The organism is Mucilaginibacter sp. JRF (assembly GCF_015223065.1).
GTDB lineage: Bacteria > Bacteroidota > Bacteroidia > Sphingobacteriales > Sphingobacteriaceae > Mucilaginibacter.
Genome location: NZ_JADFBY010000004.1, coordinates 238,146 through 262,306, shown reverse-complemented (window position 1 = coordinate 262,306; position 24,161 = coordinate 238,146). Strand labels below are relative to the sequence as shown.

Below are 24,161 nucleotides of genomic sequence, written 5' to 3'. Positions count from 1 at the left end.
TTTACTCCACCAAAATATTATCCCCGAACTTTTGCGATACGGTGGTATGTTCCTTGCCGTTAATGCTTATCACCAGGGAGTTATCAAAAGTTATTTTCTCAACCAGTTGTATCTGCGTGCCTATGCCAATGTTAAGCTTTAGCAGGTATTGCAAAAAGGCGCTGCTGGTATCGCGCACGGCGGCTACTTGGCAGGTGCTGCCGGTTTTCATGGCGGCAAGGGTTACTGAGTAAGGCTTGGCCATTTTGCCATTAGCCTTGGGTATAGGGTCGCCATGCGGATCATATTCAGGGAAGCCCAGGAATTTCTCTAAGCGGTCGGCCAGGGTTTCGTCGTTTATATGCTCCAGTTCTTCGGCAATGTCATGTATCTCATCCCAATGATAGCCCAGTTTTTCGAGCAGGAACACTTCCCACAAACGGTGACGACGCACTATCAGCACGGCATCCTTTAAACCCTGCGGGGTAAGTTCTACGCCTTTCTTCTTATCGTATTCTATCAGTTGCTTTTCGCTCAGCTTGCGTATCATATCCACTACCGATGCCGGATTGTTACCCAGCGATTCGGCTATAGCAGTGGGGGTTATCTTACCCTCGCCCAATGCCAGGCGGTAAATGGCCTTTAAATAATTTTCTTCTGATAGTGTATACATCCCTCAAACAACAAGTACACAAACATAGTTATTAGTTTAAATAAATAAAATTAGTCTTGTCTAATTTTATTTATATTGTTTATTGAATTTAATATTTATGTTTGTGCAAAATTAATCTATGAGATACGCTTTATTGTTTTTTATGCTGATTGCTGTGCCTGTTATAGTTAAGGCGCAAACGGGAGAAATAAAAGGCCGTGTAACTGCCGATACCACAGGCTTACCCTATGCCTCGGTAACTGTTAGCGGTACCAAATTAGGCACCCGTGCCGATGCCACTGGTTATTTTGAGCTGAAAGGCATCCCGACAGGCAGCCGCAGCATCAACTTTTCGAGCTTAACATTTGAGGGTAAGAGTGTTAGAGTAAATATCATCGGTGGGCAGCAGCAAACCATCAACATAAACCTTAAACCGCTTGATACTAAACTGAACGAAGTGGTGGTTACCGGTGTATCGCGCGCCACGCAGTTGCGTAAAAACCCGGTGCCCGTGGCGGTGCTGTCAAAAACTACGCTCGAGCGGCAGGTGAGCACCAATATTATTGAAAGTATTGTAAAAGGCGTGCCGGGTGTTAACGCGGTTACTACAGGGCCTAATATATCCAAGCCGTTCATCCGCGGACTGGGCTATAACCGTGTGCTTACCCTGTACGATGGTATACGCCAGGAAGGCCAGCAATGGGGCGATGAGCACGGTATCGAGATTGACGCTTACGGTTTAGGCCGGGTAGAGGTGGTAAAAGGTCCGGCGAGTTTAACTTATGGATCTGATGCGCTGGCGGGTGTGATCAATATGATACCTTATATTCAGTCCGATAGCACAGGTTTCAGGGGTGATGTTACTACCGAGTATCATATCAACAACGGTATGGCCGCTACATCGTTAGGCTTAAATTACAGCGAAAACGATTGGAAGTATAACCTGCGCGGCACCTACAAAATGGCGCACGATTACCGTAACCAAACCGACGGCCATGTTTATAACAGCGGCTTTCGCGAACTGAATTTTACCGGCATTGCCCGTACCGATAAAAAATGGGGTTACACACAAATAGCCGCCACGGTGTACCATAATTTGCAGGAAATACCCGACGGTAGTCGTGATTCGCTTACCCGCAGGTTTACCAAACAGGTAGCAGAGAACGATGATATCAAGAACCGTCCGCTGGTTAGTGATGGTGAGTTGCGTACCTACGCCATAGCGCCCTTGCATCAAAGCATAAAACATTACAGGGTGTACTCGCAAAGCCAGTTTAAGGTAGGCGAGGGGAGCATCAACGCGCTGGTTGGTATACAGCAAAACATAAGGCAGGAGTACACGCACCCCACAGCGCTTAAACAAGCCGCGTTGGATATTGTACTTAACACCCTCAACTATGAAGCCCGCTACAACCTGCCTGTATTTGCCGGGATAGAAAGCACCATTGGCGCTAACGGTTTTTACCAAACCAATCGGAATAAAAACGCTACCGATTTCCCGATACCTGATTATAACTTGTTTGATATCGGTACCTACATCTTCGCCAAAAAAAGCTGGGGCAAGGTTGATGTTTCGGGTGGATTGAGGTATGATAACCGCCACATTCGCTGGAATGATTTTTATGTAGGCACCGATGCGCGTACCGGCTTCGGCAAACAGGTGCAGGCAGGTACACCTGATGCTGAACTGCAATTCCCGGAGTTTGATAAAAATTATACCGGTATATCGGGCAGCTTGGGTTTAACTTATAACATAACCGAACGATTGTTAATTAAAGCCAACGTGGCACGCGGGTATCGTGCGCCCAATATTACAGAGATCGGCTCGAACGGGCTTGATCCGGGTGCGCACATTGTTTACCTGGGCAACCGCACTTTTAAGCCGGAGTTCAGTTTACAGCAGGATGTGGGTTTTATTGCCTACCTGCGCCACATGGATATTATGGCCGAGTTGTTCAATAACAATATCGATAATTACATATACCAGGCCCGCCTTACTGATGCTAACGGCAACCCGGTAGTGATAGTGGAGGGTAACAGCACCTACCAATATCAGCAATCAAAGGCAAGGTTGTATGGTGCCGAGTTCACCCTCAACCTGCATCCCGAGGGGTTAAAATGGCTTAACTTTAATAACAGTTTGGCCTATGTGCGCGGTATTAATAAGAACGATGCGCTGATAGAGCAATCGAACGGCGCGGCAAAGTATCTGCCTTTTATCCCGCCGTTGCATGTGCGCTCGCAGTTGCGCTTTAAGTTGGATGGTGAATATGGGGCGTTCTCCAAAATTTACGCGGGAGTTGAGGCTGATATCTATTCGGCACAGGATAAATTTTACGCCCTCGATAATACCGAAACCTACACCCCCGGCTACACACTCATTAACCTGAGCGCGGGTACCACCATCAAAACCACATCTGATAAAAAATACCTCGAACTGTTTTTGCAAGCCGATAATGTGTTCGATAAGGTGTATCAATCCAACCTTAACCGCTTAAAGTATTTCGAGTACTATCAATCATCACCCAACGGCCGGCTCGGCATATACAACATGGGCCGCAACTTGAGCTTGAAAGCGATATGGCATTTTTGAGGTAGTGAGTGGTTAGTAGTGAATGGTGAGGTTGGATATTAGTAGTTAGAGGTTGGTGGTTAGTAATTAGAGATTAGTTATTGGTGAAATATTATTTAAAGGAATTAACCTTTCTCTGCATCGCCTGTCAAAGTTTAGAATTTAGATATTAGATTTTAGAATTTATCTATTAGAATTTACCCATTAGAGTTTAGTATTTCGATTTTAGAATTTAATATAATTAGCATTTTTGTTCCATGAAAAACTACAAACTTCTTTTATCTGCCACGGTATTGGCTTTGGCTTCATGCAGTGTGAGCAATAACAGCTCGGGCAATGTTGATTCAACCGCTAATGCTGCCGATACCACAGCCTCGCAACAAAATATGCCCAAAACCATATATGCCACCATGCAAATAGCCGATACCATAAAGGTTGGCCAGCCGGTGAATATGAAATTTACTGTCTATAATCCTGCCGATACTGCCTCGCAATTCCTGAAATGGCATACCCCGTTCGAGCCGCCTTTAAGCAAGTATGTTGATATTAAGGGCGATGACGGGCAGGAAGTAAATTACCGCGGTGCCATGGCCAAACGCATGATGCCCCCACCTGCCGATAGCTATATCAAGGTAGCCCCGGGCGACAGCACCACAACCACTGTTGATTTACGAAAGGCTTATGCTATTGAAAAACCAGGTAAGTACACCGTGGTATACAATAGCCAAAGCGTAAGCGGCCTTGCCGTTGCGAATAGTGTGAGCTTTGTGTATATAAAATAAATATTAGCGTATAACGCAATAAAGCAGGTTTTTTCACGATTATAGGTTAAATGCCATTGCGCTGTATACGAGTGCGTTGGCCTTACATCAAACCTTACTGTATCATGATGAAAAAACCTGCTTTATTATTTTGTCTGTTTTTTTCTTGTTTAATTATCTCGTGCAATGCCCAAACGGAGTCCCCTTTTAATGGAGGCTTTGAGCAGCTGCAAAAAGGCAAACCTGTTAACTGGATCAATTTTAATTCCGGCGAAGGTAGCTGGTATTTGATCAGGCTGGATAGTACCGTTGCGCACAGCGGCAAATACTCGGTTAGTTTAACAAAAGGCAAATCGGCTATGAGTTTTGGCGCTGTCACGTTCAGAATTCCCAAGATATTTGATGGCGATACCGTACGCCTGGAAGGTTATGTAAAAACCAAGGCAGTTAAAAATGGCTACGCCGGTTTATGGCTGCGTATAGATGGCCGGACTAAAGTGCTCGAATTAGATAACATGAACGAGCACGGCATTACCGGCGATCAGGACTGGATAAAATGTTCTATCAAAGTACCTTACAATAAAGAGGAGGCCACTAACATTACAGGTGGTGGTATAATGGTAGGTGAGGGGCAAGCCTGGGTTGATGATTTGAAATTGTATATTGACGATAAGCCCGTTGAGCAGGCAAAACTATTTCAGCGCAAGCTCTCCGTAGCCGAAAGAGATACTGTATTTAAGTATGGCTCTAAAATAAATGCCATCTCAGTAACACCTGTTAACACAAAATACCTTTCGCTGTTGGGGCAATTATGGGGCTTTTTAAAGTATCATCACCCCGCTGTAGCTAAAGGCGATTATAATTGGGATGCCGAATTATTCAGGGTGATGCCTGCCGTTATCGCCGCCAAGAATGATGCCGAAGCTTCGGCCGCTTTTGAAAAGTGGATGGATAAACTGGGCGTTCCACCCGTTTGTAATGATTGCACACCCATCGAAAAAATAAGCAACATCAAGCTAAAGCCCGATTATGGTGCATTATTTACTAATAAGGTTTTCAAACCATCGCTCACGGCCAAACTAAAATATATACTGGCTAACAGAAATACGGGTCCCAATATTTATATAAGTTTTGCACAAGGTGTAGGCAACCCCATTTTTATTGCAGAGAATACTTATGCCCAGTTACCGGTGGTTGATGCAGGCTATCGCATGTTGTCGCTCTACCGTTACTGGAACATCATTAAATACTTTTTCCCTAACCGGCACCTTATAGGCGAGAACTGGGTTAACGCGCTGGATAGGAATATAGCCATTTTCGCGCAAGCGGGTAATAGTACCGATTATGCCCTCGCCGTATTAAAACTAAGTTCGAGTATTCACGAGGGGCATGCCTTTTTCGCAAACGAGCGCGGCGAGTTAGAAAGATACAAGGGTACCAATAGTCCGCCGTTTCAGGCAAAGTTTATTGAGGGTAAATTGTTAGTTACCGGTTATTATAAGGATACCCTTAATGTTAAGCAGAACTTTAAGGTAGGTGATGTGATCACCAAAATAAACGGCGTTAGTGTTGCCGAATTGATCGAAAAGTATCGCCCGCTTTCAATAGCATCAAACGATGAATCTATGCTACGCGATATGCCGCGCGAATACTTACTACGGTCGCCCAATAAAGTGTTTGAATTTGAGGTACAGGGTACAGGGGCTGTCAGATCGGTAAACATTGAGGGGATGGATTACCGGCAATCCTACAACGGAATTATTGATAATAACTATGGCAAAGAGGGTTATTACTTGCGGAAAGATGGTATAGGCTATGTTTATCCTGCCAAGTATAAAAACGAGGATCTGTTTACAATTAAACAGCTATTTAAAAACAGCAAGGGCATTATAGTTGATATGCGCTGCTATCCATCAGCATTTATGCCGTTTACGTTCGGTAATTTTATAAAAGGCATGCCTTCGCCGTTTGTAAAGTTCAGCACCACATCTGCATCATACCCCGGCTTATTTACTTATAAGCCAGCCATAGAGAATGGGGCTTTAGCTGCCGATAGTTATAAGGGCAAAGTAGTGGTTATAGTTAATCAGGATGCGCAAAGCCAGGCAGAGTATACCACCATCGCCTTTCAAAGCTCGCCCAATGTAACCGTAATTGGTAGCCGAACAGCGGGTGCCGATGGTAATATATCAAACTTCCCGCTGCCGGGGGCTTTAGGTTCAACCATATCGGGCATAGGTGTTTACTATCCTGATGGTACCGAAACCCAGCGTGTGGGTGTTAAGATAGATGTACCGGTTAAGCCAACCATTAAAGGTATACGCGAGGGGCGCGACGAATTGCTTGAAAAGGCTGTAGCCATATTGAACGATCAGCATTAAGCTTTTAATAAAGGCTGGATTTTGCTTTGAATTTTCATCAAAGAAACCCAACTTCGCAGTCCGAAAAAAAGATGCTTATGGTTACCCATTTCAAAAAAATTGCCGCCGAATTAGCTGTTGCCGAAAAACAGGTAAGCGCTACCGCCAACCTGTTAGATGAGGGCGCTACCGTGCCCTTTATATCGCGCTATCGTAAGGAGCTGACGGGCAGTTTGGATGAGGTGCAGGTAGCCGCCGTGCGCGACCGCTTGCAACAACTGCGCGATCTGGATAAGCGTCGTGAGGCTATCCTGAAATCCCTGGTTGATATGGGTAAGTTAACGCCTGAGCTGGAGGCCAAGATCAACGAGGCTGAAACGATGGTATTGTTAGAGGATATCTACCTGCCATATCGCCCTAAGCGCAAAACCCGTGCTACCACCGCCCGCGAAAAGGGCTTACAACCACTGGCCGATGCCCTGCTTGAACAAAACAGGTTTGATGTGGATGCCGAAGCCGAAAAATATATCGATACCGAAAAAGGTGTTGCCGATATTAACGAAGCCCTTGCTGGTGCCCGCGATATTATTGCCGAATACATTAGCGAGCATGCCGATACCCGCACCAAAATGCGCGAGTTGTTTATCCAAAAAGGTACTATACATAGTCGCGTGGTTGATGGTAAGGAACAGGATGGCATTAAGTACAAAGATTATTTTGACTGGAGCGAAGCCGTAAAAACGGCACCATCACACCGTGTGCTCGCCATGCGTCGTGGCGAAAAGGAGGAGATACTTTGGCTGGATATCAAACCGGAGGATGATGAAGCTACCAATTTGCTTGAAAAGGCATTTATAAAAGGGAACAACCCGGCATCGCAACAGGTGCAGCTGGCTTTGCTGGATAGTTATAAGCGTTTGCTAAAGCCATCTATGGAAACCGAGATACGCCTGTTCACCAAAAAGCAGGCTGATGATGAGGCTATCCGAGTGTTTGCCGAGAACGCGCGCCAATTGTTGTTGAGCGCTCCGCTGGGGCAAAAACGTGTTATGGCTATTGATCCGGGTTTCCGTACGGGTTGTAAGGTGGTTTGTTTGGATGAACAGGGCAAGCTGCTGGAGAACGCCACCATATATCCGCACACCGGTGCCGGCAACGTTAAGGAGTCCGAAAAAACGGTTAAATACTTAGCCGATCAATATAAAATACAAGCCATTGCCATAGGCAACGGCACCGCCGGGCGCGAAACTGAAGTTTTTGTGCGTGGATTGAATTTGCCGGGCGTTACAATTGTAATGGTGAATGAAAGCGGCGCGTCTATCTATTCGGCATCCGAGGTGGCGCGTGAGGAATTCCCGGATAAGGATGTTACCGTGCGTGGCGCGGTTTCAATCGGCCGCAGGCTGATGGACCCGCTGGCCGAGCTGGTGAAGATCGACCCGAAATCAATAGGGGTAGGCCAATATCAGCATGATGTTGATCAGAACAAACTACAAACTTCACTGGATGATACCGTGATCAGTTGTGTGAACGCGGTAGGGGTGGAGCTTAATACGGCATCGAAACAAATACTGGCCTATATATCAGGCCTTGGTCCGCAACTGGCGCAAAATATTGTTACCTATCGCGATCAGAATGGCGCCTTTAAGCGCCGCGACGAACTGCGTAAGGTTGCCCGCCTGGGCGATAAGGCCTTTGAGCAGGCGGCTGGCTTTTTACGCATACGCGATGCCGTGAACCCGCTTGATGCCAGTGCCGTACACCCCGAGCGTTATGCCCTGGTGGAGCAAATGGCGAAGGATAATAACTGCTCTGTTAAGGAATTAATGACTGATGACAAGCTGCGCAAAAGCATCAGCCTGCAAAAATATGTGTCGGACACGGTAGGCTTGCCGACCCTGAACGATATTATGGCCGAGCTGGCCAAACCGGGCCGCGACCCACGCGAAAAGTTCGAGGCCTTCAGCTTTACCGATGGTGTTAACGCTATTGGTGATCTGAAGATAGGCATGAAATTGCCCGGCATCGTAACCAACATTACCGCCTTTGGCGCTTTTGTTGATATTGGCGTGCATCAGGATGGCTTGGTGCACCTGAGCCAGATTACCAATCGTTTTATTAAAGACCCTAATGAGGTGCTTAAGGTGCATCAAAAGGTTGAGGTGCGTGTTACCGAGGTGGATGTTAACCGCAAGCGCATATCACTCTCTATGAAAGAGGATGAAAAAGCCGCCCCACGCCGTAACGATAATAATAACAGGAATCAATCAAACCCAAAAAATAAGCCACACCCGGAAACGGATATGGCTGCAAAGCTTGCTGCTTTAAAAAGTAAGTTCAAGTAAAAATTTATTCCAGTGTTATTTGGCGTTTAATACTTTCTTCGAGTGAAATGAATGTTTCGGTACGTTGAATACCGCTTACGCTTTGTATCTGCTCGTTCAAAACTTCGCGCAGATGGTTGGTATCGTGGCATACAATTTTAGCGAAAATACTCCAGCTACCGGTGGTGTAATGCAGTTCAACTATCTCGTTAATATTTTTTAGTTGAGCCACGGCTTCCTGGTATTGCGAGCCTTTTTCAAGGTAAATACCAAGGAACGCGGTAATGTCATACCCCAGTTTTTGCGGGTCAACCTCAAGGCTGGCGCCCTTGATAACGCCCATCTCCTCAAGCTTTTTCATACGTACGTGTATGGTTCCGCCTGATACGATGAGTTCTTTAGCGATCTCCGTGTAAGGAGTTGTTGCGTTCTTCATCAAGATCGATAATATCTGAATATCGAGATTATCAATTTCTAAATTTTGGGCTTTTCTGTGGGGCATAAATTAAAAAATCTATATTTTAATACAAGTTTAATTAAAATGTGAATAAAAATAAAATTATTTTGTTGAAATATTTGCAAGAATTTATCAACTAACTTAACTTTGTTCTAAGCGAACGACAAAAGCTTACTTGTTCTTTTAAGAAAAATACTGTTGGGTGGTGAAATTTTTGGCAGACACACCTCCTTGTCCCGGTGGCGGAGATCATAGGAAACCCGAAGCGGGCTAACTACTCTGTGGAGGTTCGAATCCTTCCCCAACAGCATCCGATGGCTCGGATAAATACTGTAGGATGGTGAAATTTTGGCAGACACACCTCCTTGTCCCGGTGGCGGAGATTCTGGGAAACTCTTAGCAATAAGAATAACCACTCCGTGGAGGTTCGACTCCTTCTCCTACAGCTCTTCTCATAATTTAGGTTTATAATTGGTTAGTAAAAGCCCCTGCCCATCAGGGGCTTTGCTTTTTTATAAGGTTTTTGAACCTGTTTCTTCTTTTACTTTATTAAGTTCCCCGTTTGGTTTACAGTGCTGTATTGCTTAGGCTTCATTCCAATATGTTCGTTAAATACCCGTGTAAAATGGCTCAGGTTGGTAAAACCCAAACTATAACCCACGGCAGATACCGATAATTTTTCCTCCGTTAACAACCGTGCTGCCTCCTTCATTCTGAAAGTCTGGTAATAACTAAAAATACTATCGCCAAAAATTTGCCTGAACAAGCGCTTTAACTTGGTAGGGCTCATACCTGCTTCAATGGCCAGCTTATCAATCACAGGCGGTATGTGCAATTGCTTAAGTATCTGCTCTTTTATGTTGTAAATGGTTTGTATGTCTTTAATATTTAGTGCATGTATTTGTTCTTCTTCCCGTTTTTCTAACTCCATTAATAGTTTGCATATCAGCTCCTCGGCCTTAATGCGTAACAAAAACAGCTTGAAGTTTTGGCTGGCCGGTTGCGCTAAAATTTCATCAACCACTTTTTGTAGCGAGGGATAAATCAACTGTTCAAATACTAAGGGTTGCTTGTTATCCAATAAGCTCTGCAAAATAGGCGAGCGATTGTCGGTGTCAAAAATGCTGTTCAGGTAATCAGCCTGTACCTCAATGTTGATGGTGGCCGTATTGCTGTGTATAGCTATTAATTCATCGGTATTGATACGACTGGTGGCGATGAGCACGGATGGAGGAGCGGTTAATGCTTTGCCATTATTATCAGCTTTTGTGAAGATGTTTTGAAATTTAAAGAATATCACCTTACCTGCCGAATGCAGGTTTGGGTTGCTGATGATGAGATCTTGGTGTAACTCATAATTACTGATCAAAATACGGATATGCTCGTTAAAAACATAACCGCTGCAATAACCTGCGCCATATTCAGCAGGAATATCCAACCGGTTATTTTCAATGTCGATATTGAGTAACCGGGCAAATTGCTGAAGAACAATGGGTATATATTTATCGATCATGAATAGAAATAAAGTCTTTTACGGCTATTTTTAAGTCAAATATGGATATTTTATCATGTTATAACTACGGAGATTTGTAGTGCAAACAAAAGCTAAACATTATGTTACTAACAGATAAAAAAGTAGCCATTATAGGCGCTGGTCCGGTTGGGTTAACGCTGGCCAGGCTGTTACAGCAAAGCGGAGCCAATGTAACCGTGTACGAAAGAGATAAAGATCCCGAGGCACGGATATGGGGCGGCACGCTCGATCTGCATAAGGATTCAGGACAAAAGGCTATGCTGAAAGCAGGATTGCTCGAACAGTATTATGCCGGGGCTTTACCTATGGGTATCCTATTTGTTGATAAGCACGGCAAGGTATTATCTACCCGAAAACCTACCGCCGAAACCAAATATGATAACCCCGAAATAAACCGTAATGATCTGCGTAAGATACTGCTGGATAGCCTGACCAGCGGCACCGTTTTGTGGGATAGTAAATGTACCGGGCTTGTAGCACGTTCAGGCAAATGGGTATTGAGTTTTGAGGGTCAACCCGACGTTGAGGCTGATGTGGTAATCGGTGCCAATGGTGGCATGTCGGCCATAAGGCAATATGTAACTGACGCTATGGTTGAAGAAACCGGAACGTTCATCATTCAGGGCGATATACCTCAGCCTGAACTCAACTGCCCGGCGTTTTTTGAACTATGTGATGGCAGCAGGCTAATGGTAGCGCATCAGGGTAATTTACTGGTTGCCAACCCATACAACAATGGTGCGCTAACCTATGGCGTAATTTTTAAAAAACCGCAGGACGGATTTGAAAAAGCATTGAACTTTCAGGATAAAGATAGTGTTACCGCTTACCTGAGCGACAGGTTTTCCGGATGGGATGAACGATACCAGGAGCTGTTTAGTGCAACAACACAATTTGTTGGTTTGCCAACACGTAAGCTGCCCCTGGATAAGCCGTGGAAAACTGAGCGACCATTGCCCATAACCTTAATTGGCGATGCCGCCCACCTGATGCCGCCCTTTGCGGGGCAGGGTGTGAATACCGGACTTGTGGACGCGCTTATTTTGGCCGATAACCTCACTTCCGGCAATTTCGATATCATAAGCAATGCCATTGCCGATTATGAACAGCAAATGTTTATCTACGCCCCAAAAGCACAAGCCGAATCAAGCCAGAACGAAATGGAGATGCGCTCGCCCGATTTTTCCTTTCAGCAACTGGTAGGATAGATCAATCCCGGGCTTCCAGCTCAAATACTTCGGCTAATAATTGGTATGATCTTAGCCTGTCCTCAAAATCCTCGCAAATGGTTACGGCGATGATCTCATCTACCTTATAATCTTCGGCAAGGGCGGTTAGGGTTTGTTTTATTTCATCGGGTTTACCGGTAATAACACGTTTGCTGTGATGGGCCAGCCTGTCCTGATCAGCAGGGCTATAAACGGCATCCTTTACATCATCATACGTTAGCGGACCGATGGGGCCGCCCTTATCAAACTGTAAAAAGCGGTGCTGCATAACAGCGCGGTGTTGCCTTAGCTTTTCCTCATCCTCCGAGCAAAAAACAAACAGCGCCACGTTAGCCTGTGCCTCGGGCATATCCTCTGATGGCTGAAAGCGATCGCGGTAAAGCTGTACCGCTGCCGCGCCGCCATTAGGGTTGATAAAGTGGGCGTACGATAGCCCCATACCAAAATGCGAGGCAAACAAACCGCTTTGTCCGCTGGAACTTAGCAGCCACATGCCGGGCACGGTTTGCACCTGCGGTATGGCACGTATGCGGGCTTTGATGGTGCCGGGTTCGCCACGGTCGTGAAAATAGTCGACCAGATCGGCCAATTGCTCAATAAAATCCTGCTCCCTGAATTGGTTTGACGGGTTGAGTATGCCCGCCGTTATACGGTCGGTACCCGGCGCACGCCCCATACCCAAGTCTATCCTCCCCGGAAATAGTGCTTCCAGCATCCTGAAATTCTCAGCAACCTTTAAGGTACTGTGGTTAGGCATCATAATACCGCCCGAACCTACACGTAAATGCTTGGTTACGCCCGCGAGGTGCGCTATCAATACCTCCGGCGTTGAACCGGCTAAAATGCCCGTGTTATGGTGCTCAGATACCCAAAAGCGGTGATAGCCCAATTTATCGGTAAGTTTTGCTAATGCTATGGTTTCCTGCACGGCCAGCTCGGCGGTAGCTCCCTGCCGTACGGGCGACTGATCAAGAACGCTTAGTGTTATTTTGTTTGTGCTCATGGTTTGCATTTCGTGCTGCAAAATTAAAACCATGATGCTTTTTTACAGGCATCGCAGGCGTTTATGGCATTCAGATTACGGTCGGGTTAAAAATCCATCGCCCACAAAAAAGCCCGCTTTAAAAATAAAGCAGGCTTTAAAATTGTATTTAGTTTGGTTTGAGGGCTTATTTGGTAACGTACATTACCTGTTTAACCGCCTTAACCACTCTGTCGGCATTTGGCAGGTACTCTTGTATCAGAGTAGGGGCATATGGAAGCGGAACGTCGCCACCCATGATGCGTTGAATTGGAGCGTCTAAGTAATCAAACGCGTCTTTTTGTACTTTGAAAGCAACCTCGGTAGCAATTGAACCTAATGGCCAGCTTTCTTCAACAATTACCAAACGGTTAGTTTTTTTAACCGATTCAATTACTGTAGCATAATCAATAGGGCGAACAGTGCGCAGGTCAATGACCTCAGCGTTGATGCCTTCTTTAGCCAGTTCTTCGGCAGCGGCGTTAACCACTTTCATTATTTTACCGAAACCAACCAGGGTAACATCAGTACCTTCTTTAACTACTTTGGCTTTACCTATTTCAATGTAGTAGGTTTCTTCAGGCACTTCGCCTTTATCGCCATACATTAACTCTGACTCCATGAAGATAACCGGATCAGGATCAAGGATAGCTGATTTCAATAAACCTTTAGCATCGTAAGGGTTTGATGGAACAACCACTTTTAAGCCCGGGCAGTTAGCATACCAGTTTTCAAAACACTGGCTGTGCTGTGAGCTAAGCATACCCGCGTTACCTGTAGGGCCACGGAAAACGATAGGCACAGAGAACTGGCCACCGCTCATGCTCATCATTTTTGCTGCCGCGTTTATAACCTGGTCAATAGCTACAAGCGAGAAGTTGAAGGTCATGAACTCAACGATAGGTTTTAAGCCATTCATGGCCGAACCGATACCGATACCCGCAAAACCTAATTCAGAGATAGGCGTATCAATAACGCGTTTAGCGCTAAATTCATCAAGCATACCCTGACTTACTTTGTAGGCACCGTTATATTCGGCAACTTCTTCGCCCATCAGGTATATTGTATCGTCATTGCGCATTTCTTCCTGCATTGCCTCGCGAAGCGCTTCTCTGAATTGTATTTCTCTCATTGTACTTTGAAAAATGATTTTTTACGGACGCAAATATAATCGATAATGTTTGAAATGCAACGTGTAGGGCACATGCTTATTTATTTTACAGCGATGTTACAATATAGTTTGTTAGTGGTTAGTGGTCAGTGGTCAGTTTTGGGTTGGCGGTTTTTGCAGTTATCTGTTTAGGGGGTGATTTATTTGGGTATATAAACAAATTGCTACATTAGCCCTTAATAAACTTATCACTATGAAATTTCCATCGGTTAAAAACCTGGCGACAAGCGCGGCCAAAACCATAAGGCGTTTTCCGTTCGAATTGCTTTTCGCGCTCACGGCAACTATAGCTACCACGGTAAATATTGAGCTGAGCAGCATTGCCCGCAATGCCGAAAGCTGGTGCCTGCGCCTCACCATGATGGGCAACCTTGGGCTGTTGCTTACATTGTCAGCAACTTTATATGCCGAGGCTAAAGCATTGCCCAAAGGCCGAAAGCTCCTGTTAAGCCTGATAGCATCGGCAGTAGCCATAGGCATATTGTTTTTGATAAACCCGATGGAGCGCGAGGCCGATTATCATCGTTTCTTTTTACTGAGCCTGGCCTTTCAACTGATGGTGGCTTATGCGGCTTTTACCGCTAAGGGGCATATTCAGGGCTTTTGGCAGTTCAATAAAACGCTGTTTTTGCGGTTTTTAACTTCGGCATTGTATTGTGTGGTACTGGGGTTGGGTATATCGGCAGCCATTGGGGCGGTAAACTATCTGTTCGGTTTTAAGTTTGAGTGGGATACCTACCGCATTTTGTGGACGTGGATAGTTTTCATGTTCGGTACCATTTTCTTTTTATCGGGTGTTCCGGCAAATTACGAGGAGTTGGATCAGGATGAAACTTACCCCAAAGGCTTAAAGGTATTTACCCAATACGTACTTATACCGCTGGCGACTATCTATGTAGCCATCCTGTTGGCTTATGAGATCAAGATACTGACCGAATGGAATCTACCCAAAGGCAATGTAGGCTATCTCATTATGGGTTATTCGGTATTCGGCATCCTGTCGTTATTGCTGGTTTATCCCGTACGCGAGCAGGCCGAAAACAAATGGTTGAAAACCTATACCCGCAGCTTTTATTTTTTAATGCTGCCATTGCTGGCGCTGCTATTCGTGGCTATTGGCGCAAGGGTGTTTAAGTATGGCATTACCGAGTTCAGATACTTTTTAATGGCCTTGGCTTGCTGGTTGTTGTTTATCACCATATACTTTTTGCTGTTTAAAAAGCAAAATATAAAGCTGATACCCATAAGCCTGAGCATACTTACCCTGCTATCCATATACGGCCCGCAAGGCGCTTACTCGGTATCAGAATATTCGCAGCGCACCATATTGGTCAACATCATGAAACGCAATAACAGCTATCGCGATGGCAAATTTATCCCCGTAAAAAAAATCAGCAAAAAGGATGGTAACCGCGCCGCCGCTGTTTTAGATTATCTGGTAAATCACCACGATCTTACTTCTTTACAACCATACTTTAAAGCAGACCTGCAAGCGGTAAGCGATTCATTAGGCAAGCAAAAAAGCAAATGGAATAAAGGTTTTGTGGTGGATAGATATGAATTAAGAGGTAATAAATTAACCTGGGTAAAAAAGCAATTAAAGCTTAACAAATTCAGCGGCTATGGTGGTGATGGGATAGATTTCAGTGAGCCCACGGTGAACTATAATTTTATCAATAAAGATAAAATACTGCCTTTAGAAGGTTATGATTATATGGTTGATCTGAATACTGATGCTGATACCATCTTTAATGTATCAAAAGGAGCTGGTTTAACAATTAAACAAAATGAAGATAGAAACTACAAACATTCAATATGGGTAAACAATGAACTGATCACGTTTGATTCGAACGATATTATCCAGCCTTTAAATGCTAAATATCCCAAAAAAGACGATACCGGAATTTATACCAATTTTGAGCCCGTTGAGGTTCGTGCATCGTTATTGACCATTACAGGTCAGTCAAAAAGTTTTGAAGTAAAGCTTGTGCTAAGTAATTTAAGCTACGGCTATGAGGATAAAAAACTAACCCGAGCCAACATGGGCGGCACCTACCTCATAAAACATAAATAAAAAAGGGAAGGCCTGCGAAAATTACCAGGCCTTCCCTTTTTTATTTGCAATGTTCATTAGTCATTAGGCAATTGTCATTAGTATTTTATTCAATGACTAATGAACACAATGACCAATGCCCAATTATTTCCTTTCGCCTTTCAAGGTAGCAGCTATTTCTAACGCTTTTTGGGCGTTGACAATGCCGCCTGTTTTTGATAGGGTGGTAAAGTCAACCTTGTCGGTTTTGCTGCCCGGTTTTAGCACCATGGTGCCGTTAAGCGGCGTTGCCGATTGCAGGATAACCTGTTTCAATTGTTTTGCGCTCAGCTTAGGATAATACTCTAACACCAATGCCGCAACGCCTGCTGTAATTGGCGAAGCAAAGCTGGTACCATCGGCAGTGTTAAACTCGGCATCCTTATCAACCGAAGTTACCTTTACACCCGGCGCGAAAACATCCACGTTCTTTTTACCATAGTTGCTGAATGATCCGGCCAGTTCCTGGTCATTCTTAGCGGCCGATGCACCTACTACTATCACGTTATCCATATCGGTAACCGAGCCATCCTCAAAAGTATCATTCGGAAATTGTGGCTTGGCATCAACATCCTGGTTATCATTACCTGCGGCCTGTACCAATAATACATCTTTTGATGCCGCGTATTTAAAGGCCTCGTCAACCCATTTTTTATGTGGCGATAGCTTTTTACCAAAGCTCATGTTCACAATTTTGGCGCCATTGTCCACCGCGTAACGTATGGCTTTGGCAATATCCTTATCGTACTCATCGCCGTTAGGTACAGCTTTGATGGCCATAATGCGCACGTTATCGGCAACGCCATCAATACCATAGCCATTGTTGCGTACCGCGCCAATTAAACCGGCAACACCTGTACCGTGCGATGCATCAGGAAATTTAAGTATGTTGCTGCCATAAGGCTTGGTATCCCAAACATCAGGGTTATCGCCCACAATGCGCTGGCGCGATGTTAGATCGGGATTAACATCATTGTTAAGCTTGGTAAGGTATTCGCTAAGCTCTTTTATAACACCGGCGGCATCATTATCGCCACCCTGCTGGGTAAATATTGATTGCCAGATGGCCTTGCTCTGCATCACGGTATCATTAGCCGAGGTGATCTTATCCAGGTCAGCTTTTTTAAATGACCCTTCGGAGTTCAGCTTCAATTCACGCTTAACATACCCGCTGGTAGCCATCAGCACATTCAATACGGGCGATAGCTGCTGGGTTTCTGTTTGGGCCTTAGCCACAGTAGTATCATGAGTTGATTTTACCTTTTGCCAGTAAGCAAATTCCTTTTTGTCGGTAGCTGTGGCCTCGGTAAGGCTGCCATATTTACCCTTTAGTCTGTTGTATTCGCGTACTTCCTCGGTAGTTTCGGTATAGTCGGCTTTGCCGCCCGGGCCACCTAAAAAGTTCCAGCCGTGTATATCGTCAATATAACCATTCTTATCATCGTCTTTACCGTTGCGGGCTTTTTCTTTGGGGTTAGTCCAAAGTACGGGTGCAAGGTCTTTTTGGGCGGTATCAATACCGCTATCAATGGTGGCTACCACTACGGTTTTGCTTTTTTTGCCTTTTACCAGCTCGTAAGCCGGGGTAAGGCTGATGCCGAAATAGCCATCGGTTTTCAGATCGAGCAGATGCCAGTTTTTGGGTAATTCGACAGCCGGGGCGGCTGTACTATCGGGGGTTTGCGCGGATGCGCCAAGGTTAAGCAATAAAGCGCCGGCCAAAAGCGGCGCAGCAATCGTTCGTTTTATATTAAGCATGAATAAATGATTGTTTTATAATTTATATGATGTATAATGTTTATTTATTGAATGTTGTTTATACCGATATGAGTTATTTATCAGATGCATCATACCGCGTGTGCTTGTACTAAACGTATAGTTTTTGTCGTTAATATGTAAATCGTCAACGTAATAACACTAAGGTTGCGTATTATGTTGTACCTTTATCAAAGGTAATTTTTTAATCCGATTTCGTTCAGCAGCCCATCTTCGCATTCGTACCCATTGATATTTGTTTATTATCAGATAGTTACAACCGAAAGGTGTTAGCTAATGTTCGGATGTGGAAAACTAAATTATCCCGGCGATAATTTTAGTTATTAAATTGAACGCAAATAAGCCTTAAAGCAATAAAGATTGCTTTGTAAGCGAGATGTTCTGCAAACAAATTAGTGAATGGAAGAAGAATTTGAATTTGGTTTTACTGAGGATCCCAAGTTCTCGGTAGAACGTTACGAAGAGATGATTCGTAACCACGACCAGTACTTTTTTGATGCCCAGGCGTTTGAGAACATTATCGACTACTACATCGAGAAGAACGATCCGCCGAAAGCATTACAGGTAGTGGAGTATGCCCGTAACCAGCATCCGTTTGCCGCTGTATTTTTAATAAAGCAGGCACAACTGTTAATGGTTACAAACCGTGCGAGTGATGCTTTTGAAGCCCTTGAAAAAGCCGCCATGCTCGAAGCGTCTGACCCGGATATCTACATCATCCGCGGTAATTTGTACGAAAGCATGGAGCGCTACACCGAAGCCCTCGAAAATTATGAAAAAGCCCTTGAACTGGCCGACGATACCGACGAGGTATTGCTGCACATGGCCTACGTTCATCAAAACATGGGCGATTATGAACAGGCCGTAACTTACCTGAAACGCTGCCTTGAGCAGAATATGGAAAACCAGGATGCCTTGTACGAACTGGCATTTTGCTATGACGTGCTCGACAACCAGGCCGAAAGCGTGCAGTTTTATCAGCAATATATTGATAACGAGCCGTACAGCTACGCCGCATGGTATAACCTCGGCAACGCCTTTACCAAACTGGGTTTGTTTGAAAAGGCTATCGACGCGTATGATTATGCCATACTGATCAAGGATAGCTTTGCATCAGCCTATTTTAACAAAGGCAACGCGCTGGTTAACCTCGAAAAGTATGCCGAGGCTATTGAGGTATACCGCCAGACTTTTGAGTACGAGCAGCCTAATGCCGATACTTATTGTGCCATTGGCGAGTGCTACGAAAAGCTGGAGCAGATGGACGATGCCCGTGCTTTCTACAAAAAATCGGTTAAAATGGACCCTAAGCTTGCCGATGCCTGGTTTGGCATTGGGGTAACGCTCGATTTTGAGGAGCGTTATTTTGAGGCCCTGCACTTCTACAAAAAAGCGCTGGATCTTGACCTTTCAAACGCCGATTACTGGTTTGCCATTGCCGATGCCGAGTATAAGTTGGGGCATATTGAGGAAGCTGAAAAAGCCTACGAAAAAGTGGTGGAGTTGAACCCGGTGGATGTGGATGCATGGCTTGATTATTCGTCGATACTGTACGAGCAGGAAAAACTGGGTGAAGCAATTGAGGTAATGACCCAGGCCATCAAGAATAACCCCGACGCGGCAGAACTTTACTACCGCATGGTGGCTTACCTGTTTGCCAAAGGTGACTATAACGAGGCGTTAAATCAGTTAGAGATGGCCTTGTCAACCGATCCTGAAAAACATTATATCCTGTTTGATTATTTGCCGCAGCTGCAAAAAAACAAGGTGATCATTGATATCATCAGCAGGTATACAAGATAGTTTTTAGATTATTTTAATTTTTTTTTTCAGCGGCCGGATAACCCGGCCGCTGTTTTTTTATAGGCTCATGTAGGGTGTCCACCAGTTTGATAATAGCTCGCCCTCCATATCGGTAGGCGTGCCGGGTACAGGCATAAACAGTTTAATGTTCTTTTGCTCGGCGTAGTCAAGTAACCTTTCGGCTGGTTCATGCCAGGCATGTGGTGCTAAATTAAAGGTTCCCCAATGTATGGGCATCATTACTTTGCCTTTCAGGGCGAGGTGGGCATCTGACGCATGGTCAGGCCCCATGTGTATATCGGGCCAGTATTTGCCGTAGGCGCCAACCTCAAGCATGGTCAAATCAAACGGACCAAACTCATCTCCAATATCCTTAAAGCTTGGTGAGGGCCCCGAATCGGCACCAAAAAATATATTATGTTCCGGCCCTTTTATTACGAATGATGACCACAGCGTTTCATCACGATTAAACAAACTCCTGCCCGAAAAATGCCTGGCCGGGGTAGCGGTTATCTTCAGGTTATCAAGGGTTATGCTATCGCCCCAATCCAGTTCGGTATAGGTTTTAACACCCCATTTGCGCAGGTACTGGCCAACACCCAACGAGCATATAAACGGAATGTTCTTGGTTGCCAGATATTTAATTGTATGCTCATCCAGGTGATCATAATGATCGTGCGAGCTGATCACGGCATCAATATGTGGCAGCTGGTTCAATGGCAGGGGCGCGTCAAAAAAACGCTTAGGCCCTATGCTTTGCGAAAAGGATACACGCTGGCTCCAAACCGGGTCGGTAAGCAGGCGTTTGCCGTCTATCTCAATAATAATGCTCGAGTGGCCTATCCAGGTAATGCGCAATCCGCTGGCGGGTGGCGTATTGTAAATACCGGCATCGGTAGTAAACGGCCCCAGCTTTTTCAGCGGTACATTCTCCTGCTTATTGCTGAGGTATTCGCGTAATATCGATGGCATTTTACCCATTCCCGCGGCATCAGTAGGAATCAGGTTGACAAACTTTTTGCCCTGTTTTTTAGCGTGTTGTATGCCCATAGTGTGGTGTGTTAATATACAAATGCTAATATGGGGCTTTGTAGTTTAATCGTTCTGTAAAAAAGTGATGCATCTGTCGCAAAACTCGCGCAGCATATCGGGCAATTGTTTTTCGGTATACGGATGCCTGCCGCCAATGGTATGATCTCCACCCTGAATAACATAAAGCTCAGCATCGGGCTGGGCGGCATGTAATTCCTCCGCGTGCGATAGGGGTACGGTCGAGTCGGCATCGCCGTGTATTATCAGCCAGGGTTGGGTTATCTCCGTCGCCCTCACTATAATATTCAATCGCTCAGGGTTTTTATCCAGATCATCCAACAGGGTCGATTTTACCGGCATTTGCTGCCCGGTGCGCTGGTTAGGGAAGTGCATTACACCGGCCAGCTTCCATTGCTTTTCGGCCTGGCGCGGCCACAGGTTACGAAAGGTAGCCACCGCCGCCATGCTGATCAGCTTCTTGATCCGCGAATCCTCGGCTGTTTGTATAATGCTTATGCCGCCGCCCATGCTATGGCCTATCAGGTACACCTCATTAGTGGGTTTAAAAGCCGCGCCGCTGCCTGCAAAATCAAGCACGTATTTTAAATCATCCAGTTCGATAGAAAATGTGTTCTCGCTAAAGCTGGTCAGGTCGGTAAACTCTGTAGGCTCATCGGCAGTAACCCCGTTGTGCGAAAAGTTGAACTTTAAAAACCGGTAACCCCGTTCGGCAAAGTAGCGGGCAAGCAGGTTATGCGTGCCCCAATCCTTAAACCCCTTAAAGCCATGGGCGAATATCACGAGCGGGGCATCGGGCGTTTCGGTATCAACGGTAACATCAAGCGATATGGGGCGGCCTTTAGCGCCGGGGGTAACAAATTGTTGCTGTACTATCATCTGTAATAACGGAGTTGTAATGGATTAACGGGCTAATTGTACGTTTTGTTTATTGGCGTTTTATAGTTGGCATACCACACCACCATGCCCAGGCTATCAGCAAGGGTTGTAATATAACCAGCCGTACCCAGGCCAACAGCGGCGTAACTGTAAGGCTGCCCAATTGCAGCGGCGCATCCGCAATCATGCTGATGTGCACCGGTAAAAAAGCGACCAGCATTAGTATAATACCAAATGCCGCCGGCTTTCTTGTTTTTACCGGAATTAAAAGCATGGCAAATAATACCTCGAAAATGCCTGCCAGTAAGTTCAACGTTTTGGGAAATGGCAGATAGGACGGTATTATTTTTATGTATGATGCCGGGTTAATAAAGTGGTTAATGCCGGCCAACGCGTAACCAATAATCATAAGTATAAGCGCCGCTTTTTTCATAGTGATTTTATTTATGCCGATAAATGCCTAACAATCAATAATGTTATTAAATTTATAATGCAGTTCAGGCAACCTAAACGCTATTTCACAGGTACATGTTAGCAAGGGTAACTGATAAGCATCAATCGCAAAATATTGTTTTGCCATGTTGTGTGTGCGGGTTGAAAAATGTTTATTTGCAGCCCCGTAAACAAGGAATGTGTGTTATTTATATACATTCTAAATACGGCTGTTTGACAAAGTGTTGACATAAGGGGGTATTATTCCTGTTATTTTTGTTGGGTTAAATTTTAAACTGCTTTGAAGTATTTAAAGGTTATAGCTTTTACGCACAAACAGATCGAGCTGAAGGAGTTGGGGAAATTGGTTATTTGCCAGGAGGATCTGACCGTTAAACTTCAAAGGGTTAAGGTTGAATTCGGTATCTCCGAATTATTCTACCTGGCTACCTGTAACCGTGTGGTATTTGTTTTAGCCACCTCTCAAAAAGTTGACAGGCCTTTCGCCGAAAAATTTATCGGTTCGCTTGAAATGGGCTTATGCTCGCACTACATGGGCACCTTTATGGATGCCGCCGTTATTTACGAGGGACAGGATGCGTTGAACCATTTACTACGTACCTCATGCTCGTTAGAAAGTTTGGTAGTAGGCGAAAAGGAGATATTAGCCCAAATACGCAAAGCATACGAGCAAGGCAGAGAGGGCGGCCTAACCGGCGATTACCTGCGAATGGTGATGAATTGTGTGGTTAAAACGGCAAAAGAAGTTTACACCCACACCAACATCTCTAAAAACCCCATCTCGGTAGTATCTCTGGCTTACCGCAAACTAAAAGACCTTAAACTTTGCTCAAACGCCCGCATCCTCATCATCGGTGCCGGCGAAACCAACCGCAACATCAGCAAGTATCTTCAAAAACATAAGTTTAGCAACTTTGTGGTATTTAACCGCACCGTGGCCAATGCGCAGCAATTAGCTGCCGATTTGGGTGGCGAAGCTTATGGCCTTGACGAACTGGCTAACTATAAAAGTGGCTTTGATGCCATCATAACCTGTACATCGGCTACGTTGCCTATTATTACTGCTGAACTTTACGCCTCGTTACTGAATGGCGAAACCGGCCGTAAAACCATAGTTGACCTTGCCGTACCTAATGATACCGCGCCCGAAGTATTGGAGCAATTCCCGGTTAACTTTATTGAGGTACACTCGCTTAACGAGGTTGCCAAACGTAACCTACAGGAGCGCTACCAGGAGCTGGTACACGCCGAAGCCATTATTGGCGATAACATGACCGAGTTTAGTTTGCAACTTAAACAACGCCGCGTAGAGATCGCTATGCGTCAGGTGCCTGAAAAAATTAAGGAGATACGCAGCACCGCTTTAAACACTGTTTTTGTTGATGAGGTACAAGGTTTGGATCAGCAATCGCGCGAGGTGTTGGAGAAGGTGATCAGCTATATGGAGAAAAAATATATCAGCGTACCCATGATCATGGCGAAGGATATATTGATAAACGGTAATTAATTATTACCGCACCACTTTGGTCAGGTTGCCATCCCTGTCAAAACAAAGCACCAACGTATTCACCAGTTCGGCCCCGGTACTATCTGTCACCGTAAATTGATGGTCAATTTTATAGCCTACAAATTTTGGCTTTACCTTTTTGATTATTCCGGCCTGTAGTTTCCTGAATCCGGCTTGTTTATTTTCGTAAAATCCGCTTTCTTTCCGCTCGTTAAACAGTTTAAAGTTCTCGCCCATCTCGCGAAAGCGTAAAGCTTCCACTTCCATTATTGAATCATCCAGCCGAATATATGCGCTATCATTTTGGTACGATAGTATAATGCTGTCCATCTCACTAAAGCCTACGGGTTTATAACCCGGTGTATCGGCCAGGTGAGTGGCTGTCCATTTTTGGGCGTTGGTTTGCGCGGCGGCAATAGCCTTATCATCCTGCTTTGGGTTTGAACAGGCGGCTAATGCAACTAAAGCTACAAGGCAAAAAAGTGGGCGCATAATGCAATATAATCATTTAGGGGCACTTAATTGTTTTAGCAGCCGATAA

18 protein-coding genes and 1 tRNA gene are annotated in these 24,161 nt (G+C 45.1%); 9 read left to right on the top strand and 10 right to left on the bottom strand.

The window, feature by feature from the left end; genetic code table 11:
- Nucleotide 1: 1 nt before the first annotated feature.
- Nucleotides 2–652 carry a metal-dependent transcriptional regulator gene (locus IM792_RS12535; RefSeq protein WP_194102216.1) on the bottom strand — a complete coding sequence of 217 codons (651 nt, stop codon included), beginning with the start codon at nucleotides 650–652 and terminating at the stop codon, nucleotides 2–4.
- Between the two features lie 118 nt (nucleotides 653–770).
- On the opposite strand from IM792_RS12535, the gene IM792_RS12530 reads away from it, so the two are divergent.
- The 4 genes from IM792_RS12530 (at nucleotide 771) to IM792_RS12515 (ending at nucleotide 8,669) form a co-directional block, all read left to right on the top strand.
- Entirely contained in the window at nucleotides 771–3,224 is a 2,454-nt protein-coding gene (locus IM792_RS12530; protein ID WP_194102215.1) for a TonB-dependent receptor, read from the top strand.
- A 236-nt stretch (nucleotides 3,225–3,460) separates the two neighbouring features.
- Nucleotides 3,461–3,985, top strand: a complete 525-nt coding sequence (locus IM792_RS12525) for a protease (RefSeq protein ID WP_194102214.1) — start codon at nucleotides 3,461–3,463, stop codon at nucleotides 3,983–3,985.
- Nucleotides 3,986–4,089: 104 nt separating this feature from the next.
- Complete coding sequence (locus IM792_RS12520) at nucleotides 4,090–6,345, top strand: S41 family peptidase (protein ID WP_194102213.1); 2,256 nt, start codon at nucleotides 4,090–4,092, stop codon at nucleotides 6,343–6,345.
- Nucleotides 6,346–6,422: 77 nt separating this feature from the next.
- On the top strand, nucleotides 6,423–8,669 hold the full coding sequence (locus tag IM792_RS12515; RefSeq protein ID WP_194102212.1) for a Tex family protein: 2,247 nt from the start codon (nucleotides 6,423–6,425) through the stop codon (nucleotides 8,667–8,669).
- A gap of 4 nt (nucleotides 8,670–8,673) precedes the next feature.
- On the opposite strand, the gene IM792_RS12510 is transcribed toward IM792_RS12515, so the two are convergent.
- On the bottom strand, nucleotides 8,674–9,150 hold the full coding sequence (locus IM792_RS12510; RefSeq protein WP_194102211.1) for an Lrp/AsnC ligand binding domain-containing protein: 477 nt from the start codon (nucleotides 9,148–9,150) through the stop codon (nucleotides 8,674–8,676).
- Between the two features lie 151 nt (nucleotides 9,151–9,301).
- Between IM792_RS12510 and IM792_RS12505 the strand changes: the two genes are divergently transcribed.
- Nucleotides 9,302–9,413 (top strand) — tRNA-Asp (locus IM792_RS12505).
- A 233-nt stretch (nucleotides 9,414–9,646) separates the two neighbouring features.
- Here the strand turns inward: IM792_RS12505 and IM792_RS12500 are convergent.
- A complete protein-coding gene (locus tag IM792_RS12500) occupies nucleotides 9,647–10,618 on the bottom strand; it encodes an AraC family transcriptional regulator (RefSeq protein ID WP_194102210.1) in 972 nt (323 codons plus the stop codon).
- Nucleotides 10,619–10,719: 101 nt separating this feature from the next.
- Between IM792_RS12500 and IM792_RS12495 the strand changes: the two genes are divergently transcribed.
- Nucleotides 10,720–11,847 (top strand): NAD(P)/FAD-dependent oxidoreductase, encoded by a 1,128-nt coding sequence (locus IM792_RS12495; protein WP_194102209.1) that lies wholly within the window; start codon nucleotides 10,720–10,722, stop codon nucleotides 11,845–11,847.
- 1 nt (nucleotide 11,848) lies between these two features.
- On the opposite strand, the gene IM792_RS12490 is transcribed toward IM792_RS12495, so the two are convergent.
- Nucleotides 11,849–12,904 (bottom strand): LLM class flavin-dependent oxidoreductase, encoded by a 1,056-nt coding sequence (locus IM792_RS12490; RefSeq protein ID WP_228085070.1) that lies wholly within the window; start codon nucleotides 12,902–12,904, stop codon nucleotides 11,849–11,851.
- 133 nt (nucleotides 12,905–13,037) lie between these two features.
- Nucleotides 13,038–14,021 carry a pyruvate dehydrogenase complex E1 component subunit beta gene (locus tag IM792_RS12485; protein WP_194102208.1) on the bottom strand — a complete coding sequence of 328 codons (984 nt, stop codon included), beginning with the start codon at nucleotides 14,019–14,021 and terminating at the stop codon, nucleotides 13,038–13,040.
- Nucleotides 14,022–14,253: 232 nt separating this feature from the next.
- Here IM792_RS12485 and IM792_RS12480 point away from each other — a divergent pair, with 232 nt between their 5' ends.
- Nucleotides 14,254–16,134 carry a DUF4153 domain-containing protein gene (locus IM792_RS12480; RefSeq protein WP_194102207.1) on the top strand — a complete coding sequence of 627 codons (1,881 nt, stop codon included), beginning with the start codon at nucleotides 14,254–14,256 and terminating at the stop codon, nucleotides 16,132–16,134.
- Nucleotides 16,135–16,257: 123 nt separating this feature from the next.
- Here the strand turns inward: IM792_RS12480 and IM792_RS12475 are convergent, their stop codons facing one another.
- Complete coding sequence (locus IM792_RS12475; protein ID WP_194102206.1) at nucleotides 16,258–17,910, bottom strand: S8 family serine peptidase; 1,653 nt, start codon at nucleotides 17,908–17,910, stop codon at nucleotides 16,258–16,260.
- Between the two features lie 417 nt (nucleotides 17,911–18,327).
- Here IM792_RS12475 and IM792_RS12470 point away from each other — a divergent pair, with 417 nt between their 5' ends.
- Nucleotides 18,328–19,731 carry a tetratricopeptide repeat protein gene (locus tag IM792_RS12470; RefSeq protein WP_194102205.1) on the top strand — a complete coding sequence of 468 codons (1,404 nt, stop codon included), beginning with the start codon at nucleotides 18,328–18,330 and terminating at the stop codon, nucleotides 19,729–19,731.
- Between the two features lie 57 nt (nucleotides 19,732–19,788).
- On the opposite strand, the gene IM792_RS12465 is transcribed toward IM792_RS12470, so the two are convergent.
- The 3 genes from IM792_RS12465 to IM792_RS12455 are packed head-to-tail and all read right to left on the bottom strand — an operon-like array spanning nucleotide 19,789 to nucleotide 22,093.
- Nucleotides 19,789–20,781, bottom strand: a complete 993-nt coding sequence (locus IM792_RS12465) for an MBL fold metallo-hydrolase (protein ID WP_194102204.1) — start codon at nucleotides 20,779–20,781, stop codon at nucleotides 19,789–19,791.
- Between the two features lie 45 nt (nucleotides 20,782–20,826).
- Nucleotides 20,827–21,660: an alpha/beta fold hydrolase gene (locus IM792_RS12460; RefSeq protein WP_194102203.1), complete on the bottom strand. Its 834-nt coding sequence runs from the start codon at nucleotides 21,658–21,660 to the stop codon at nucleotides 20,827–20,829.
- 49 nt (nucleotides 21,661–21,709) lie between these two features.
- Complete coding sequence (locus IM792_RS12455; RefSeq protein WP_194102202.1) at nucleotides 21,710–22,093, bottom strand: DoxX family protein; 384 nt, start codon at nucleotides 22,091–22,093, stop codon at nucleotides 21,710–21,712.
- Nucleotides 22,094–22,393: 300 nt separating this feature from the next.
- Between IM792_RS12455 and hemA the strand changes: the two genes are divergently transcribed.
- A complete protein-coding gene (gene hemA, locus IM792_RS12450) occupies nucleotides 22,394–23,620 on the top strand; it encodes a glutamyl-tRNA reductase (protein ID WP_194102201.1) in 1,227 nt (408 codons plus the stop codon).
- A gap of 3 nt (nucleotides 23,621–23,623) precedes the next feature.
- On the opposite strand, the gene IM792_RS12445 is transcribed toward hemA, so the two are convergent.
- Nucleotides 23,624–24,112, bottom strand: coding sequence for a hypothetical protein (locus IM792_RS12445; RefSeq protein WP_194102200.1), 489 nt, complete (start codon nucleotides 24,110–24,112; stop codon nucleotides 23,624–23,626).
- Between the last annotated feature and the right edge of the window lie 49 nt (nucleotides 24,113–24,161).